Source organism: Caproicibacter fermentans (genome assembly GCF_014303955.1).
Classification (GTDB): Bacteria; Bacillota; Clostridia; order Oscillospirales; family Acutalibacteraceae; genus Caproicibacter; species Caproicibacter fermentans.
On record NZ_CP060286.1, the window covers coordinates 767,971 to 784,448 of the forward strand.

Sequence of the window (16,478 nt, forward strand, 5' to 3'; positions counted from 1 at the left end):
GCTCCGGTACTGTGTGAAACAGTGCCGGAGCCGTTTTTCGATTCATCCTCTTACTTCTGCGTATATTCAAGATTGTCAAAGGTTGAGAGGCTGATCACTCCTCGGTCCGCCTTGATATAGGTGATCTTTACTCCGTCGCCCTCCCTTGTCAGCGGCAATTCCTGACTGATGTCCGCAACCGCGGTAAAGATCTTGTCAGGCTGTTCTTTTAGAATCATGGAATAAACCGTATTTTCCCCCACGATCTGAGACGATATTCTGTCGATCGTTCCCTGCAGATTCTGTTCCTGGTCTCCGGTATCAATGGAGGAACTTCCGCTTACATTCTTAACGACCGACTGATAATTGGAAATCGCGGAACCGATCGTCTCTCCGGTTCCGACGCTCGTATAATCGGTGACGGAAACGAAGGCGTACTGCTTAATGAGTCCCCCGTCGTCCTTCAGCGTCATAAAATAAGCCGGGCGGCCGTCCACATTGGTAATCAGCGGGAAGGAAGCACGGTAGTGCATATTTTGCACCTTTCCTTCCGCCGACTGCTGCGCCGCGTATTCTGTCGCACCGCTGATCTGATACCGGTACGGCGTCTTTGTCACCATATCGACCATGATAAAACCCGTGGTGCTTTCATCGGCCCCGACGCTGGTCAGGCCGGTGTACAAATAGCATCTTCCATTATTATAGACAATCGCGTTTCCTTCGGAAGTCTCAAATTTATCTTTGTTCGAAAAATTGAATAACCCATGAATATAGTTTCCCCGGTTATTGATCTGCGTCATGACAAAATCGACCGGCTGCACACGGTCCACCCAGCCGGGAATATCGCCGATGCCGTATTTTTCGCTTTTTCCGGTGGCGGCATCAATAATAATCGCGCCGTCGGCTTCCGGAAGGCTGTACCCTGCCAGATATTTATAAGTTGTAACGACCCAATAGGGTTTTCCCTCATCATTGATTTCAAAGGAATAATCGGTCAGCCCGGTAAAAAGCCCGCCGGAAAAACGTACATGCCGCTGCAGATTATCAAGGAGATACGCATTTGGCTGGTACTTGATCGCATAGCTGTCCACATAGTCCACATCTTTTGGATTCGTCGCCGAAACCAAAATGTACCCCGGCGTACCGCCGGAATTGCTGATCCACTTAAAAAAGCCAGAATGCAGCAGGGGCACCGCCCACACCAGTTTATTATTGACCTTTTGAATAGTAGGCTCCCCCAGAGCAACCTGACTGCCGAGAGATGGCTTTTCACCCAGCTTTTTGTCGGCAAGCAGAGAAGCCAGACTTTTATCGACCACAGGAAGCTGTGAAATATCGATCGCCTGAACATCGGAAGAAAACACCCTGTTCTCCGGTTCCGGCATCTGGTTTTTGTATTGATCCACATGAAAAAGCACGCTGGAAAACAAACTTACAAGAATAAAAATCACCCAGGGAGCCGCCGCCGCGATGAAAAAAACGCGTCCCTTTTTCAGGTCGGAAAATTCGATATTGGTTTGCCGCGTAAATTTGCGCACGCCGGATTTCCAAAACCACAGAAACAGTGAAACTGCGGTTATGAGAAAGCCCCAAAAGCTGAGCCCTTCCCGATAAAGCGGATTGAGATTCGGCGCATCGGCAAAAATAAACGCGCCAAGCAACAAGATCAGAAACAGTGGGATCAGTATTTTCGACTTCTTCATAACATATTTCCTTTCAGATAATCTCTGATTTTAATTAGATTATACCACATTTTGAAACTTATCCCAACCGTATGGGTCACATCGGGCGGCTGTATTCAAAATTTCTTAACTGTTTTCTCCATCTATTTTCATTTCTTCTTAACGGCTCCTTAACAACATGCCGGTATAATTAAAACCGTCAAAGCAAAACAAAATCACTGCAGCATGGTCGGCGGCATGATCGGAACACCGAACCGCAGGCCCGCAGACAAACCACAAGTCCCTCAGATTGAGGATTTTCATAAACTTTTTTCATAACACTCCTCCCCAAAAGCCGCCTTCGGGCGGCTTTTCTATGCGGAGAAACAGGCGGACCCGAAAGCCGGTACCGTGGGTCTTCGGGGGCGGCGGGTTTGTCTGCGCGCGCAGTTTTCAAGAAATTTTATGAAAGGAAACCGGACGCGCCAAATCTCCCAGGCAGACCGGTTTTTTGCTGTATCCGCTGCGGTCCCACAGGCTTGCGCACGCAATCTCGCTGTTGTCATAAGTCCTAAAAAAATACTCGCATGTTTTTGTGTTGATGAAAGCAGTATATTTTGTATCGTCACAGTCGCCTTTCGCCGTTTCGACCACTCCTCTGGGAATTGTGACATTTTCCATGAGATGAAAACAGGTGATTACCGCCTCGGTGTCGCCGGAAGGGATTTCAACATGCGTTTTTTGATACGCCGTTCTCACAAACCGCTCCGGGGAGGTATCGCCTCCCGGCAGCGGCACGGTTCCTCCCGCCTGACCGAACGGCCTGAGCGGAACTTCTCCCCAGAAAACCTCTTCCTCCTGCCGCGGAGCCGCCGTCATATAATTTCTGAGGTTTGTCATATGCCATGGAAAATCCGGGCTGTTGGTCAAAACCCCGATGGGATTTCGATACAGTTTGATTCCCTGCTCCGTCGATTCGATGACAACGCTTTTCCCGCTTCGGTCGGTTGCAATCCAGTGCAGCGGGGCAACGCTCTGTGTGATCGGGTCCGGAACGCCAAACAGAGAAATTTGCCGCAAGAGCCCGTCTAATTCGTCTATCGATCCGCATTTTCCCAAAATATAATGGAGAAAATCAAGCGCCGCAACGGGTTCCTTCTGTTCTTTGGTCACTTTTTCCTGATATTTTGCATATCCCGGAAAATACAATACCGCCGAAGCAAACCCTCTTTCATTGACTCCGTCAAAAAAGCCCAGCATTTCATCACTTTCCTGACCGATTGCGATAAAGCTGTAAGAATCGCTGTACATGTTCCCGTTCAAAACATTGTGCCAAACGTAATTCTTGGGGATGATATAGGTCTTCGGTTCGATCGGGTAAGAAAAGTCCATGGTGCGCCCAAAAAAATTGACTCCCTGCTTAGACTGAAACGTGATTGCCGTACACATCTTTCAAAACATCCTTTCCCATCAGCGAAATTTACCGGCAAGCGGTACTGTACCGCCCTCCGCCTTATACCATAAAATATGGAAGTCTTTTAAAAATATGTCGGCGCTTTAAAACCTTCGTCTCCGAAAAACGGCTGGTTGCTCAGGCAGTACATTGGCAATTAATTTCCATGTGCATAAAATAGTCCAGGAGGTGGTACCTTGCTTTCAGAACACCAAATGAATCTGAGACTTTTTCAAAATACCCTGCGAAGGATTCCCAATGCCCGCGCCATGATAAACGGCAGCCCCGATTATCCCGATCTCCGCGGCTTTGTCTCCTTTTATCAGACTTCGGACGGAGTTTATCTGATCGCCCAGGTTCATGGGCTCCCAACAGGGACACAGGCGTGCTCTCCCGACATCTACGGATTCCATATTCACGAGGGCAAATCCTGTACGGGAAACGCCGAAGACCCTTTCGCCGACACGGACGGTCATTATAATCCAAACGGCTGTCCGCATCCCGCACATGCGGGCGATCTTCCTCCGTTGTTCGGCAACCGGGGATACGCTTTCATGGCGTTTTTCACCGACAGATTTACCGTGAATGAAGTCGTCGGGCGAACTGTGATCGTTCACGCGGCTCCGGATGATTTCACAACGCAGCCATCCGGGAATTCCGGTGCCAAAATAGCGTGCGGTAAAATCATGCCGACGGGCATCTTATACCGCTGACCGACTTTGCGTAAAAACCGCCAAATCATCCCTTTTCAGCCGTACTCCCCGCTTGTGGAATGCGGATTGAAATACAAAATAAACGGGGATTTATTATGAAAAGTACTTTCAATGTTACATTGCAGACACCCATCGGACCCCAAAGAGGCGTGCTGGCCATGGAAGAGGAACGAGGGATTTTAAGCGGCTCCATTCGGGCCATGGGAAGCACCAGCTTTTTTAAAAACGGCAAAATTGATTTTAATGCCTTTGAATTTTCAGGCGTTCTTAACATGGGCTTTTTTTGCACAAAATATCAAGTGAAGGGAACCCTGTCAGGAAATGCGCTTGCAGCGGTGGCAACGACCGGCTACGGCAACTTTCAGATATCCGGAACGCGGGTAACGGGCGCCGCGTCAGCTTCGCCGACGCCCTGACTTTACAGCAGACGGTCAAACCCGGAAAACTGGGTTGCCCGCCAGAACAGAAAAAGCGGCCGGAAAAGAATTTTTTCCGCCGCTTTTTATTTGAATTCTCCGAATTCGTTACTTCATTCCCATTTTGAAAGACCGGGATATGGACCGGCCCCGCATTTATTCTAACACGGCACGTTTTCAAGTTCTTCCAGAATAGCCGGAATCACCTTATACAGATCGCCGACAATGCAGAAATCAGCAATATCGAAAATCGGCGCGCTTTCATTGGTATTGATTGCGACAATCAGCCCGGATTTTTGCATTCCGGCCACATGCTGAATGGCACCGGAAATACCGCAGGCAAAATAAATTTTCGGCTTCACCGTCGTTCCGGTCTGTCCAACCTGATAGGCGTGATCAATCCAGCCGGCATCAACCGCAGCTCTTGACGCCGCTATGGTCCCGCCGAGCTTTTCCGCAAATTTTTTGAGGAGTTCGAATCCCTCCGGATTTCCCAGCCCCATTCCTCCCGAAACAATGATCTCAGCGTCGGTCAGGGACACCGCCTCTTTGACGGATTTAACAACCTCCAGCACCTTTGTGCGAATATCACCCTCATGGAATCCGATCCTCAAACGAATCAGCTCTCCGGCTCTGCCGGCAGTCCTTGTAGCTTTCTCCATAACGCCCGGGCGAACCGTCGACATCTGCGGCCTGTGGTTCGGGCAAACAATAGTCGCCATCAGATTGCCGCCGAACGCGGGGCGGGTCTGCATGATACCCTTTGTCTCCGGATTAATTTCAAGCTTTGTACAGTCAGCCGTCAGTCCGGTTCCGCAGCGAACCGCAAGGCAGGGACCCAGGTCGCGGCCGATATGTGTCGCACCAAGCAGAACAATTTCAGGTTTATAGGTTTCAATCGCCTCGTAAATCGCCTTGGTATAGGCATCGGTCGTATATTGTTTAAGCTCCGGTGCATCGGCGTAATAGACCTTGTCGGCGCCGTACTCAAAGAGTTCGCTCACGAGCGGTTCCACACCGGAACCGCAAAGAACCGCGCAAAGTTCGCAGCCCACGGCTTTGGCAAGCTTGGCTCCCTCGCCCAGCAGTTCAACCGCCACCTGCATCAGCTTTCCGTCTCTCTGCTCGGCAAAAACCCATACGCCGTGATAGGTACTCAAATCTTTTGCGGCCTTTTTGTCTTCCGTCTTCTTGATCGCCTGAAACGGGCAAACTTCGACGCACTGGCCGCAGCCTGTGCAGGCCGGACCAATCACGGCAATTCTGTTCTCCATCGTAATTGCCTGAAACGGACAACTTTTCACGCATTTCGTGCAGCCTTTGCACTGATCCTTTAATACAACAACTGCCATGTTGTTCTCACCCTTCTTTTTTTAATAGATGCTTTTCGTTCAGTTTGGAAACAAGCGCCGCCGCTATCTCGCCGACGGAACCCGAAAGCATTTCGCCCTTGCCCTTCTGCGGCGGTGTAAAGGAGCGGAAAACCTGTGTTGGGGAGGCGTTCAGTCCGCAGTCCTTCGGGTCAAGTTCGACCTGATCATGTCCCCAAACCGTAATTTCCTTTTGATATGCGTCAACAATCGCCCCGACCGACATATATCTGGGTTCGTTCAGCTCTTTCACGCAGGTAAGAAGGCATGGGGTTTGAACCTCAATAATCTCATACCCGTCTTCCATCTGCCGCTGAACGGTCACTTTTCCCGTTTCAGCCTTGATGTCCTTTACATAGGTAACAACCGGCATGTTCAAACGCTGCGCGACCTGGGGGCCAACCTGTGCGGTGTCGCCGTCAATGGCCTGGCGCCCTGCAAAAACGAGGTCGACATTCCCCACTTTTTTAATTCCCGCCGCAATTGTTGTGGAAGTGGCACAGGTGTCCGCTCCGCCGAACGCACGGTCGCTGAGCAGATACGCCTCGTCCGCACCCATCGCAAGGCATTCTCTGAGCATATAAGTTGCCTGCGGGGGGCCCATGGTGAGAACGGCAATCTTCGTGTCCGGGTCTTTGTCCTTAAGCTGAAGCGCGGCTTCCAGCGCATTTGCGTCGTCCGGATTCAGGATGCTGGGAACACCCTCGCGGATCAGGGTTCCCTTGACCGGATCAATTTTAACCTCATTCGTATCCGGAACCTGTTTTACACAAACTAATATTTTCATGCCTTAAGCTTCTCCCTTCTTACTTTTTCAGCAGCTGCTTGCTGATGACAATCTGCTGAACCTGACTGCTTCCTTCATAAATGGTAAACACGCGGCAGTCGCGGTACATCCGCTCTACCTTATAATCCTTGATAAATCCGTATCCGCCGTGAATCTGAACGGCGCAGGCCGCGATTTCGTTGCACACCTCGGAGGCAAAATACTTTGCCATCGACGCATTGAGTGTCGTATCCTGTTTGGTATCCAGAAGGTACGCAGCCTTATAGGTCAGCTGCTTTGCGGCCTCCAGCTTTGTGGCCATATTGGCGATCATGAAACCGATGGCCTGAAAGTCGGCAATCCGCTGCCCAAACTGTTTTCTTTCCTTTGCGTATTTTATGGTCTCGTCCAGGCAGCCCTGCGCGATGCCGATTGACTGAGCCGCCACGCCCAAACGGCCGGTATTCAGCGTCTTCATGGCGATTTTGAATCCCTCGCCCTCTTCGCCCAAACGGTCCGTTTCCGGAACGACCGCATTCTCCAGAATAATATCAGAGGTCGCGCAGCCGATGATGCCCATCTTGTCTTCCGGCTTGCCGCAGCTGACGCCCGGGCCTTTCATATCAACGACAAACGCCGAAATGCCCTTGTTGCCCTTTTTCATGTCGGTCTTTGCAAAAATAACCGCATAGTCGGAAAGCGGGGCCATTGTGATAAAACATTTGCGCCCGTTCAGCACATAATGGTCGCCCTCCTTTACGGCGGAGGTCACCATGCCGCTCGCGTCGGAGCCCGCGCCCGGTTCGGTCAGAGCGAATGCCAGTTTTTTCTTGCCGGTTACCACCGGTGTCAGATATTTCGCTTTCTGTTCCTCATTGCCGGCGAGAAGCAGCGGTCCGCCTGAAAGGGAGTTCGGGGTCGACACGTAGATGCTCGCCACGCCCGAAACCCTCGCGATTTCCTCCATGACCAGAACATAAGAGCGGGCGTCCGCCCCCTGGCCGCCATATTCCTTCGGTATTTTGATTCCGAAAAATCCCGCCGCGGCCATTTTGTTAAGAATTTCCTCTGGGAATTCCCCTGTTTCCTCCACCTTGTCAAGAATTTCCTTCGTCAGTTCCTTTTCCGCAAATTCGCGGGCCAGTTTCCTGATTAGCTCATGTTGCTCCGTAAAATACGCGTCTGCCATATTTGTGCTTCCTCCTTTTTTTCTTTTGCTGCCTGTTCAGCCAGCACAGCCGCCTGTTTCCTTATTTTTTCCAACTGAATTTTTCCACTTGCGTTGAAAGGAAAAGATTTGAATTCGAATACATAGGAAGGCATTTTATATTGGGAAAGTTTTTTATCTAAATAACGGAACAGTCCGTTCCTGTCAACTTGACATCCCTGTTTGGGAATGATGCACGCCGCTATGGCCTCCTGCATCACCTTGTCGGGCACACCAACCACTTTGACCTGCTCCACCCAGTCAAGCGCGCGAATCGCCCGCTCGATTTCGCGCGGAGATATATTTTCGCCGCCGCGGATAATCATCTCTTTCAGCCTGCCGGTAACATGGAGTTCCCCGTCGGAATCGAAATGGCCGATATCCCCCGTTTTCAGCCAGCCGTCCGCCGTAAAGGCTTCTCTGTTCGCCTGCGGAAGATGATAGTAACCCTCCATCACATTGTAGCCTTTGACCTGAATTTCACCGTCTTTGTCCAATTTCTCGACGGTTCCATCCGAAACGGAACAAATGCGAACGCTGACAAAGTCAATCGGCTTTCCCGCAGAAGCGCTTTTCTTTTCCGGGGGATCGTTCCAATCCGCAATCGTCACACAGGGGGAGGTTTCCGTCTGGCCGTACGAAGGCTGAAGATGCAGCGATGGAAACCGTTCACAGATTTCTTTATAATCCTCCGGCATTATCGGCGACCCGGCGATAATGCCGGAATTCAGGAAAGGCGCAGTTCTTCCCCGCCCGTTTGAACTCCGGATAAGCGCGAGAAACATACTTGGCACGCCGTTCAGGATTGTGCAGCGCTGATTCTCAATCGCGTCCCATACGGCTCCGGTCCGGAAGCAGGAAATCAGATACATACCCGCACCGCAGATTACACAGGCCAGAATGCCCACCGTCAGGCCGAAGCAATGGAACATCGGCACGGTAATGCACATCTTGTCCCGTCCGCTCCATTGCATCGCTTCTGACACCGCGGCGGCATTGTTGACCAGGCTGTAATGGCTGAGAAGCACTCCTTTGGGAACAAGAGTGGTTCCAGAGGTGAAAATCATGCAGGCCGTGTCCTGCGGCCGGATTTTTTCTTCGCTTCCTGAAGCTCGGCGAAGGCCTTTTGCCCATGCGTCGCGTCGGCATACCTACTCCCGGCGGAATTCATTCCGTCTTTAACCCGATCCATTGAAACGAAACGCCTGATGTTCGGCGTTTTTTCCCTGATTCTTTCAATCATGTCCCGATAGGATGTTGCCTTGTAACCTTCTCCGTAATACAGGACCTCTACGTTGGCATAATTCAAAACCTGCGTAATTTCGTCATCCTGAAAACAGGTATTTAACAGCACGGGCACGGCTCCCGTCTTCACCAGCGCAAAAAACGTTACGACCCACTCCGGGCTGTTAACGCTCCAGATACCAACATGCACCCCAGTGCCGATTCCGTTTCTTTTCATCTGTGCCGCCAAAAGATCGGAAAACAGATCAAGCTGACGATAGGTACAGCTCCAACCGCCCGTTTCAACAGCCGTTTTTTCGCCGTCGGCGCCGACCCGTTCCGTTAAGCATTCGATTATCGTTTTATGAACCAGTTTCATCATTGCATCCCCGGCATTTCCGTAATATCAGCTGAAAGAACCGCAGCCGGAACCGGTGCCGGTCCGGTCGCAGTCCCTTTTGATTTGAAATCAGTTCGACTTTTTCTCGTCCTTCCAAACATACAGAGTGCCGGATTCCATCAGATTCTGAACCTGATTTTCGTCATATCCGATGTCTTTCAGAATTTCCGCCCCTTGTTCGCCGATCATCGGGCCTCTGCGATAGTCCGGCACACCCATCTGCTGGAATTTCACCGGAAGTCTCACCAGCCTTCTGGTATTTCCAGTGGAATAGCGCATGTCGTAGAAGCAGTTATTCGCCTCGGCCTGCTTGTCCTCCCGGATTTCCATCCAATTTTTCGCAAGCGCGAACGGAACGTCGGCAGAGGCGAGAATCCGCGTCCATTCCTCAACGGTCTTCCGGCTGAACGCTTCCATGACAATGTCGTAAACCTCGGAAGTAAGGCCCTTTTTCTGACAAGTCAGAATCGGGAAATAATTTTCGTTTTCGACAAGGTCCTCCCGTCCGATCGCCTTCATAAAGGCTTTGTAATAGGTGTTGTAATCCGGCATGCAAGTCTGGATGAACCGGTCGTCTTTTGTCCTCCATGCAGCGTTAAACGGATTGGCGGCCTTTCTGACATCGATGGGATACTGCTGTGCGATTCCTTCGTAATTTGACGCCTGAATCATCATGCCCATGTTGAAAACGGCACTTTCAAACAGGGAAGTTTCCACCTTTTCTCCAACGCCCGTTGTTTTCGCCTGATACAGAGCCGCCAGAATTCCCGCGGCAAGGTTCATGCCGACATTGTGGTCGCCAAGGCCCGGCACCACGTTCATCGGCACGGTGCCCTTCTGGCGCAGCGAATCCAGATAGCCTCCCCTTGAAAAGAATGCGGTAAAATCAAAGCCCGGAAGGTCTTTGTCGGGACCGTATTCACCATAGCCGGTGCAGATTGCATAGACAAGCTTGGGATACTTTTGCTTCAGGCTTTCATAATCAAGGCCCGCGCGTTCCAGCGCCTGAACCCGCCAGTTGGTAATGAGGACATCCGCCGTTTCAAGCAGTTTTAAAAACGCCTCTTTGCCCGCCGGGTCCTTCATATTCAGGGAAATGCAGCGTTTGTTGCCGTTTTCCAAATCCCATGTGGTGTTTTCGTACATATCCAGCGGTCTTCCCTCGGAAGGCGCCGTGTATCTCAGGGGGTCCCCCTTTGCCGATTCGATTTTGATGACGTCTGCGCCGAGGTCAGCCATAAATCTGCCCGCCGTAGCGGCGGCGATAAAGGTGGCAAGCTCAATGACGCGGACTCCTTGCAATGGTTTGCTCATTTTTTCGGTCTCTCCTTTTATCTTGATTAATTCTTTTTGAATTCAGAATCGATTTTCCCCGCCCTGGTCAGGAACATATGGATCAGGAACGGAATCAGGACGACAAAAATGGTCAAATAGCCGAGGTACCCATATCCGACGGCAACCAGCGGAATCAGTCCGAACTGTGCGATTGCAAAGGTCAGCAGAGTAAACAGAATCGCAATCGTCATCGTGCGCTGTGTGCTTTTCTTTCCCGATTCTTCCGAAGAGGCGTCTTTTTTGTTCCACGCGGTTACAAAACGCTTGACAACGCCGGCGATCATATTGACGGCGGTTGATACGGAGCCGAGAATAATCAGGATTGAAATGATCGGCGTCAGGACCGCTGCGCCGACGCCTGTTGTAACCATCAGCAGCGTCGGAACCTTCGCTGTCGCAAGATCCGGATTTTTAACAACCGCCAGCATGCCGAGCGTACAGATGAAAATAATTCCCGCATTAACGATAAAGCCGTAAATCATGGAAGTCTTTGCTACCTTTTCGTTTTCAAACGGCTCTGCATGCTGCATCAAAAGGCCGATGGAAGCCAACTGGAACGCTCCGTACAACAGACATTTCCATAAAGCGGGGGCAACCGGCGCGGGGGCAACCGACAGTTGGCCGATGTTAGCCGAAATAGTGCCCCACTGAGCGATGATGTTAGGGATATAGACAACCAGAAGACCGACTATGATCGCCACGGAAATGGTGGAAGCCGCAGCTCTGACAATATCCGTGCCGAAGATCGTCAGCACAAAGATAACCGCCCCGATGACAAGTGTGCAGAGCAGGTAGGGGATGCCGGTCAGTGCCTCAAGCGTGGAGCCTCCCGTCGCGAAAGCGACCGCGGAAGCGAGGCAGATTGTTACGATGTAAACCACTTCATAGAGATTTGAGAAAACCGTTTTCGTTCCTTTTCCCAGATCGCCATAGAAGGTGTCGGTAAACGTGCGGTAATCATAGGTGTTGTGCCGTTTCGCATAGCGCAGCCCGTACCACTGGAAGAACGCGCCGAAAGCCTGCGCCAGAATCGGTGTGACGAGGGTCCAGATTCCAAACTGTACAAAATAGGTAAGCAGCTGCGCCCCCGAAGCAAATCCGCCGCCGAACTGCGTGGTAAACCACACGAACGCTACCCCGATCGCAACAGGCATTTTGTTCTTGTTAATCATGACATTTTCCCCTTTTCCTTATTTCAATACTCCTCATTGGCCGCTGGGTTAGAACATCTCTCTGAATGTCTGGATCATGGTATTTGCCTGCTCATAATTCACCATCTGCCGGTCAACCTCAATGTTCAGATTCAAAAGCCCGGCCGCTTCACAAGCTCTTTTGATGGGAACATAGTCGAATTCCTCCGGATCGCAGAATTTTGTCATCAGGACGATGACGCCTCTCGCGTCGTGCCGCTTTGCCAGTTCGAGAATCGAATCGACTCGCTTTTTGTCCCTGTCATAAAGCACAGAGCAGTTGTCCATATTTGCGTACTTCCGAGCAAGCGCATCCAGCGAATTGGGGTCTTCCGGCACGTCCGTCCGGTATTGCCTTGATTCAAACGCTACGTCGTCCGCCGCAATCCTGATTTCGTTTTTATCAAAAATCTCCAGCAAACTGGGGGAGTCTGCCAGAATTCCGCTCACCACGACACGAATTTTTCCTTTATCTTTCGGTGTCTGTGCCAGTTCCGCGTTCAGTTGCTTCACCATGGCGGTGTGTTCTTCCTTCCGCATAAACCAGGCGCTCTTGAACACATCGCTGCGCTGCGCCGCGCTGACCGCATGATCCGCGGCAATCTCCGCGAACTCCCGCATCACGGCGTTGTGCTCATTGTAAATACGGTTGGAGTCTGCCAGTGCGACTTCTGAAAACTTTGCGCCCGTCGCGGCGGATAGGTCGCTGATTACGCGCTCATAGCCGGCCTTGGTAAACGCAATCCCATACGACGGCTTCCGGTTTTGCGGGTAAGTCATGGGGATGAACGGAATATCGGGAACGGCATACTTCCAGTTTTGCCCAAGGCATTTGAGCGAATCGCAGAGAGAAGGGATCACGATTGCGGAAACGCCCTGATATTTGCCGGTGATGCCAAGCTCCAGCACCGTCTGCATGATGGAACAGATAAACGCCGGATAATATTTTTTTGCTTCGCCGACCTTCTGATCCGCGCCCCAGACGCCCATGGGAACAAGTCCCATGGAATGGATGATTTCCTCCGGCGTGTAAACCGGAGCGCAGGCTACCACCTTTTTACCCTGCGCCAGGTATTTTTCCAGCTGTTTTTTGGGCGACGCGGCAATTTCATGAAACTGAGCCAGTAATTCATCAACAGCCATTGTCAGTTTCCTCCTTTGTTTTCTTCCATGATTTCCATCAGGCCCTGGACGCGGGTATCATACTGCGCCGCCGAGAAATTCCTCGGGTCGGCCTGATCGCCGTCGAAGCTTGCGACCGGAATACCGCAGGCCTTGCCGATCTGCCGGCTCATTTCGGGCATAAATCCGGACCAGAGTTTGCAGGAACGGTTAGTATGAACCAGCAGTCCCTCGACGTGGTCGTCCTTACAGAGTTTGACTCGCTTGTCCCTCGCAAGCTCGAGGCACATCGCGTTGGGCACACGCGAATAGGCGCGGCACATACCGTCGAAATCGTCATAGATAAACCCGAAAGCGTCTGCATAAATGGTGGTCACCATATTGATTCCTCTGTCCTTCAGACCGGATGAGGTAACCCTCAGCCACGGCCAGCAGGCGATTCCCTCGAACATGATGCGGTACTTTTCCTCGGCGCGGAACGTTGAAACTCCCTTTTCATGATTCTCCTTGTATTCCTTCAAAAGGGTCTCCATTGCGTCCGCGGCCTCTTTCTTGGCACGCGCCGTCACCATGACCGCCATGTGGTTCAAAAGATCAAAGCCGTTGAAAGGCGACGGATTATGTTTGGCACAAGCGGTTGCCTCAAGCCATGCGCGGCTGGAACGACCGGAAATCTTCTTGACTTCCTGAAATCTTTCCTCGCTCCATTTTTTGCCTGTAATCTGCTCCAGCTGATGAATCGCGTCCCAGAACTGTGCCCTTATGTAAGCGGTCTGTGCTTCCGATACTTCATAATCCGGATTAAACGGGATGTCGATCATGATCATCGGAATGTCAAGCTCTTTGGCGATGTTCTCGTACCACTTAATCATGCAGTTGCAGATATTGTTGCAGCAAAGGACAAAATCCGGCTGCGGCATATTCTGTTCGGGCGCGTCCTTCAACTTCATGTACGCGAGAGATATTCTCGCGTAAGCGCAGATATCGTTAGAATATCCCTCCCCCTCGCTTTCGCTGCACAGCCGCTCGCCGCCGCCCCTTGCGGCGATAGCAGCCGCCTGATTTTCGGGGTAGCAAACATGCAGGCCCAGCGTTTCCGGAATTTCCACCGGAAAGTTACTGGCGCACCAGCCGACTTTCTCGCCGCGCGCCTTGGCTTCCACACAATCGCTGTAAGCCTTGGCCGCAATCTGCCCCAGTTTGAACTTTGCTGAATTCGGATCCGGCGCGGGTCTTTGCTTTTTGACTTCCTCACTCATAAAATCACAACTCCTTTTTATTGTTAGCCTCAGGCTTTCTCATAGGCGTACAGGGATGCCCCCAGCGCACCCATCAGTTGAGCCATATCACAAGAAGCGATATTAACGTTAAGCTCCTGTTCCAGCGCTTTGCGAACCCCGGCGTTGCGCGCGACACCGCCGCTCATGCAGACCGTTTCCCTCACGCCGACCCGTTTGGCCAAAGACGCGGCACGTGACGCGACCGATTTGCAGATTCCCGCAACAAGGTCCGGAATTTTGGTGCCCGCCGCAAGCTGGGAAATCACCTCCGACTCCGCAAACACGGTGCAGGTGTTAGAGATGCCGGCGGGATGAAGCGCTTTCGCGGCCTCCACCTCCAGCTGCGAAATATCCAGCTTTAAAATATTTGCCATTACATCCAGAAAGCGCCCGGTGCCTGCCGCGCACTTGTCGTTCATGACAAAATTCGCCATTCTTCCCCGTTCATTCAGTGCCAATACCTTTGCATCCTGTCCCCCGATATCGATCACGGTTCTCGCATCCGGGAATACATGATGCACCCCAAGTGCATGGCAGGTCAGTTCGCTGACCTGCCCGTCGGCATCCGGATACGTCTGTCGGCCGTACCCTGTCGCAAAGGTGACCGAAATGTCCCCGTGCTCAAGCCCGCTTTCCCCCAGCACATTCTCAATCGCGTCTGAAACACCGTCCGTTCCGACGGTCGCAATCACAACGGATGAGGCGACAATCTCCCGGCCGTCTTTTACAATGACCGCCTTGGAAGTCGTCGATCCTATATCAATTCCCAACGTAAACATTACACCGCCTCCAATCCTGTATACTTGTGTACTAGTTTTTTAAAGGTTCCGGGAAAAAGATGAGTTTTATGGATACCTAGTACTCTTGTATACCAGTTATTTTTCTTTATTCTGTCATTTACTTTGTTAAGATAATAATTTGTCAATCACTCTATATTCATATTTTATATACTTTTGATCCATTTTGTAAATAGATTTCTTGAAATTCTTTCAAATTTATGCAATTTCGACAAGTTGTTGCTTGGTTTTCCGTTAATATGATTTTCTTTAAAATAAAATAGCAGCCCGTATGAATCAAGTCTTTCACAAAAATTCAAAATAAGCGATTTGACCAAACGGGCCGCCCTGTTCTATTTTTTTATGAATGATTTTTAAAATAATGCGGATACTGCGTGACAACTCTTTCATAGATCGACGAAATCGTTTCCAAATGATCCGCTATTTTCTGCTGGGTCAGCAGCATGTCCTCTTTTTTTATCGCTTCCACAATCGCGCGGTGTTGATCGATCAGCTCCGGAATTCGGTTGCCGAAAGCCACATCGAAATTTCGCCATCTCGCGATATGAAGCATATCGTCGGAAAGCAGTTCTACCAGCGCATAACGTCCGACGCTGTCTATCATCGTTTTATGAAAAGCAGAATCCAGTTTCGGGAATTTTCCGAAATAGTCGGCCTCATTCCTGCACTTTTCTTCCTCCGCCAAATTGGCTTCCAGGGCGTCGACAAGCGCCTGCCTGTCTTTCTTTTGCAGTGAAGTAAACATCTCATAGATGATTTCCTTTTCCACCGCAGTGCGAAGCATAAGTAAATCTGCGATATGATTTAAATCGATCAAACTGACATATGTGCCTCTCTGCGGAAAGACCTCGATGAATTTCATCTGCTGAAGTCTTGTAAAAGTCGTCCTGATGACGGATCGTGATACGTTATATTCCTGTGCCATTTGATTTTCACTGATGCGCTGGCCGGGCTCCAGCTGAAGCTTGATAATTCTTCTAAGAATTTTTCTGAATACTTCCTCAGTGCTTAACGGCTGCTTGCTGCCGATCTGTGTATTTGAACTCATATTAAAAATCATAATAAATCCCTCTTTACTTTATTTTACTATATTGAAAGATAAAAAGAAACCGTTTTTTTCTGTAGATTCATATTTTTTCTCCATGGCGTTAGGGCATGCTAAGTACGCTTCCACCGGCTGCACCTGGCGGAGGCAGGCCAGGGCGTTTCGCACAGTCAAGCATGATGCGGAAGAGCCGCTCTATAACATAAGGCCCGAAGAGCCAACATTCCTATGGCTCTTCGGGCTTCTCCAGGAAAAATCTGATGTTGCGCAAGTTAAAAAAACGGATAAAAAGAGACAAGGTTTGCAGGTCTCTGATAGAATGAAGTTGCGAGACAGCATTCTGAAAGAGGGACAGCAACCATGTCCGGAAAAATTATCTGGTACAACAACTATTTACGCACAAACCTTTGCCAAAAGATGGAAACAGTGGAGACCATCGCGGCTGCGCTGCCAGTTCAACTGATACGCATAAATCGGTTTTTATGTAAAAAAGAAACCCGAAAAGCCAGCGTTCATGCGG

The 16,478-nt window shown here is 50.6% G+C and carries 15 protein-coding genes; 2 read left to right on the top strand and 13 right to left on the bottom strand.

Going from position 1 to position 16,478, the window contains the following annotated elements; translation table 11 throughout:
* Positions 1-50 precede the first annotated feature (50 nt).
* Together HCR03_RS03785 and HCR03_RS03790 are read right to left on the bottom strand one after the other, a co-directional pair.
* Positions 51-1,682: a hypothetical protein gene (locus HCR03_RS03785; protein ID WP_066644754.1), complete on the bottom strand. Its 1,632-nt coding sequence runs from the start codon at positions 1,680-1,682 to the stop codon at positions 51-53.
* A 411-nt stretch (positions 1,683-2,093) separates the two neighbouring features.
* Positions 2,094-3,089 carry a choloylglycine hydrolase family protein gene (locus HCR03_RS03790; RefSeq protein WP_156989562.1) on the bottom strand — a complete coding sequence of 332 codons (996 nt, stop codon included), beginning with the start codon at positions 3,087-3,089 and terminating at the stop codon, positions 2,094-2,096.
* Between the two features lie 201 nt (positions 3,090-3,290).
* On the opposite strand from HCR03_RS03790, the gene HCR03_RS03795 reads away from it, so the two are divergent.
* Positions 3,291-3,806: a superoxide dismutase family protein gene (locus HCR03_RS03795; protein ID WP_407926832.1), complete on the top strand. Its 516-nt coding sequence runs from the start codon at positions 3,291-3,293 to the stop codon at positions 3,804-3,806.
* 95 nt (positions 3,807-3,901) lie between these two features.
* On the top strand, positions 3,902-4,222 hold the full coding sequence (locus HCR03_RS03800) for a hypothetical protein (RefSeq protein ID WP_083210030.1): 321 nt from the start codon (positions 3,902-3,904) through the stop codon (positions 4,220-4,222).
* A gap of 161 nt (positions 4,223-4,383) precedes the next feature.
* Here HCR03_RS03800 and HCR03_RS03805 read toward each other — a convergent pair whose 3' ends face one another.
* The 11 genes from HCR03_RS03805 to HCR03_RS03855 form a co-directional block, all read right to left on the bottom strand.
* A complete protein-coding gene (locus tag HCR03_RS03805; protein WP_066644750.1) occupies positions 4,384-5,574 on the bottom strand; it encodes an electron transfer flavoprotein subunit alpha in 1,191 nt (396 codons plus the stop codon).
* 7 nt (positions 5,575-5,581) lie between these two features.
* A complete protein-coding gene (gene etfB / locus HCR03_RS03810; protein WP_187036699.1) occupies positions 5,582-6,379 on the bottom strand; it encodes an electron transfer flavoprotein subunit beta in 798 nt (265 codons plus the stop codon).
* 19 nt (positions 6,380-6,398) lie between these two features.
* Entirely contained in the window at positions 6,399-7,547 is a 1,149-nt protein-coding gene (locus HCR03_RS03815) for an acyl-CoA dehydrogenase family protein (RefSeq protein ID WP_187036701.1), read from the bottom strand.
* Positions 7,511-8,632 (bottom strand): class I adenylate-forming enzyme family protein, encoded by a 1,122-nt coding sequence (locus tag HCR03_RS20030; RefSeq protein ID WP_187036703.1) that lies wholly within the window; start codon positions 8,630-8,632, stop codon positions 7,511-7,513. Before HCR03_RS20030 ends, HCR03_RS03815 begins: the two co-directional genes overlap by 37 nt.
* The gene (locus HCR03_RS20035) at positions 8,629-9,171 is read right to left on the bottom strand and encodes an AMP-binding protein (protein WP_187036705.1); all 543 of its coding nucleotides are present in this window, start codon (positions 9,169-9,171) and stop codon (positions 8,629-8,631) included. Before HCR03_RS20035 ends, HCR03_RS20030 begins: the two co-directional genes overlap by 4 nt.
* An 87-nt stretch (positions 9,172-9,258) precedes the next feature.
* Complete coding sequence (locus tag HCR03_RS03830; protein ID WP_187036706.1) at positions 9,259-10,503, bottom strand: CaiB/BaiF CoA transferase family protein; 1,245 nt, start codon at positions 10,501-10,503, stop codon at positions 9,259-9,261.
* A 26-nt stretch (positions 10,504-10,529) separates the two neighbouring features.
* Positions 10,530-11,696 carry a YkvI family membrane protein gene (locus HCR03_RS03835; RefSeq protein WP_187036708.1) on the bottom strand — a complete coding sequence of 389 codons (1,167 nt, stop codon included), beginning with the start codon at positions 11,694-11,696 and terminating at the stop codon, positions 10,530-10,532.
* Positions 11,697-11,744: 48 nt separating this feature from the next.
* Complete coding sequence (locus tag HCR03_RS03840; RefSeq protein WP_066644732.1) at positions 11,745-12,857, bottom strand: 2-hydroxyacyl-CoA dehydratase subunit D; 1,113 nt, start codon at positions 12,855-12,857, stop codon at positions 11,745-11,747.
* A 2-nt stretch (positions 12,858-12,859) separates the two neighbouring features.
* Entirely contained in the window at positions 12,860-14,095 is a 1,236-nt protein-coding gene (locus tag HCR03_RS03845; RefSeq protein ID WP_066644730.1) for a 2-hydroxyacyl-CoA dehydratase subunit D, read from the bottom strand.
* 29 nt (positions 14,096-14,124) lie between these two features.
* Positions 14,125-14,895: an acyl-CoA dehydratase activase gene (locus tag HCR03_RS03850; RefSeq protein ID WP_066644728.1), complete on the bottom strand. Its 771-nt coding sequence runs from the start codon at positions 14,893-14,895 to the stop codon at positions 14,125-14,127.
* Between the two features lie 358 nt (positions 14,896-15,253).
* On the bottom strand, positions 15,254-15,973 hold the full coding sequence (locus HCR03_RS03855) for a GntR family transcriptional regulator (RefSeq protein WP_228725089.1): 720 nt from the start codon (positions 15,971-15,973) through the stop codon (positions 15,254-15,256).
* Between the last annotated feature and the right edge of the window lie 505 nt (positions 15,974-16,478).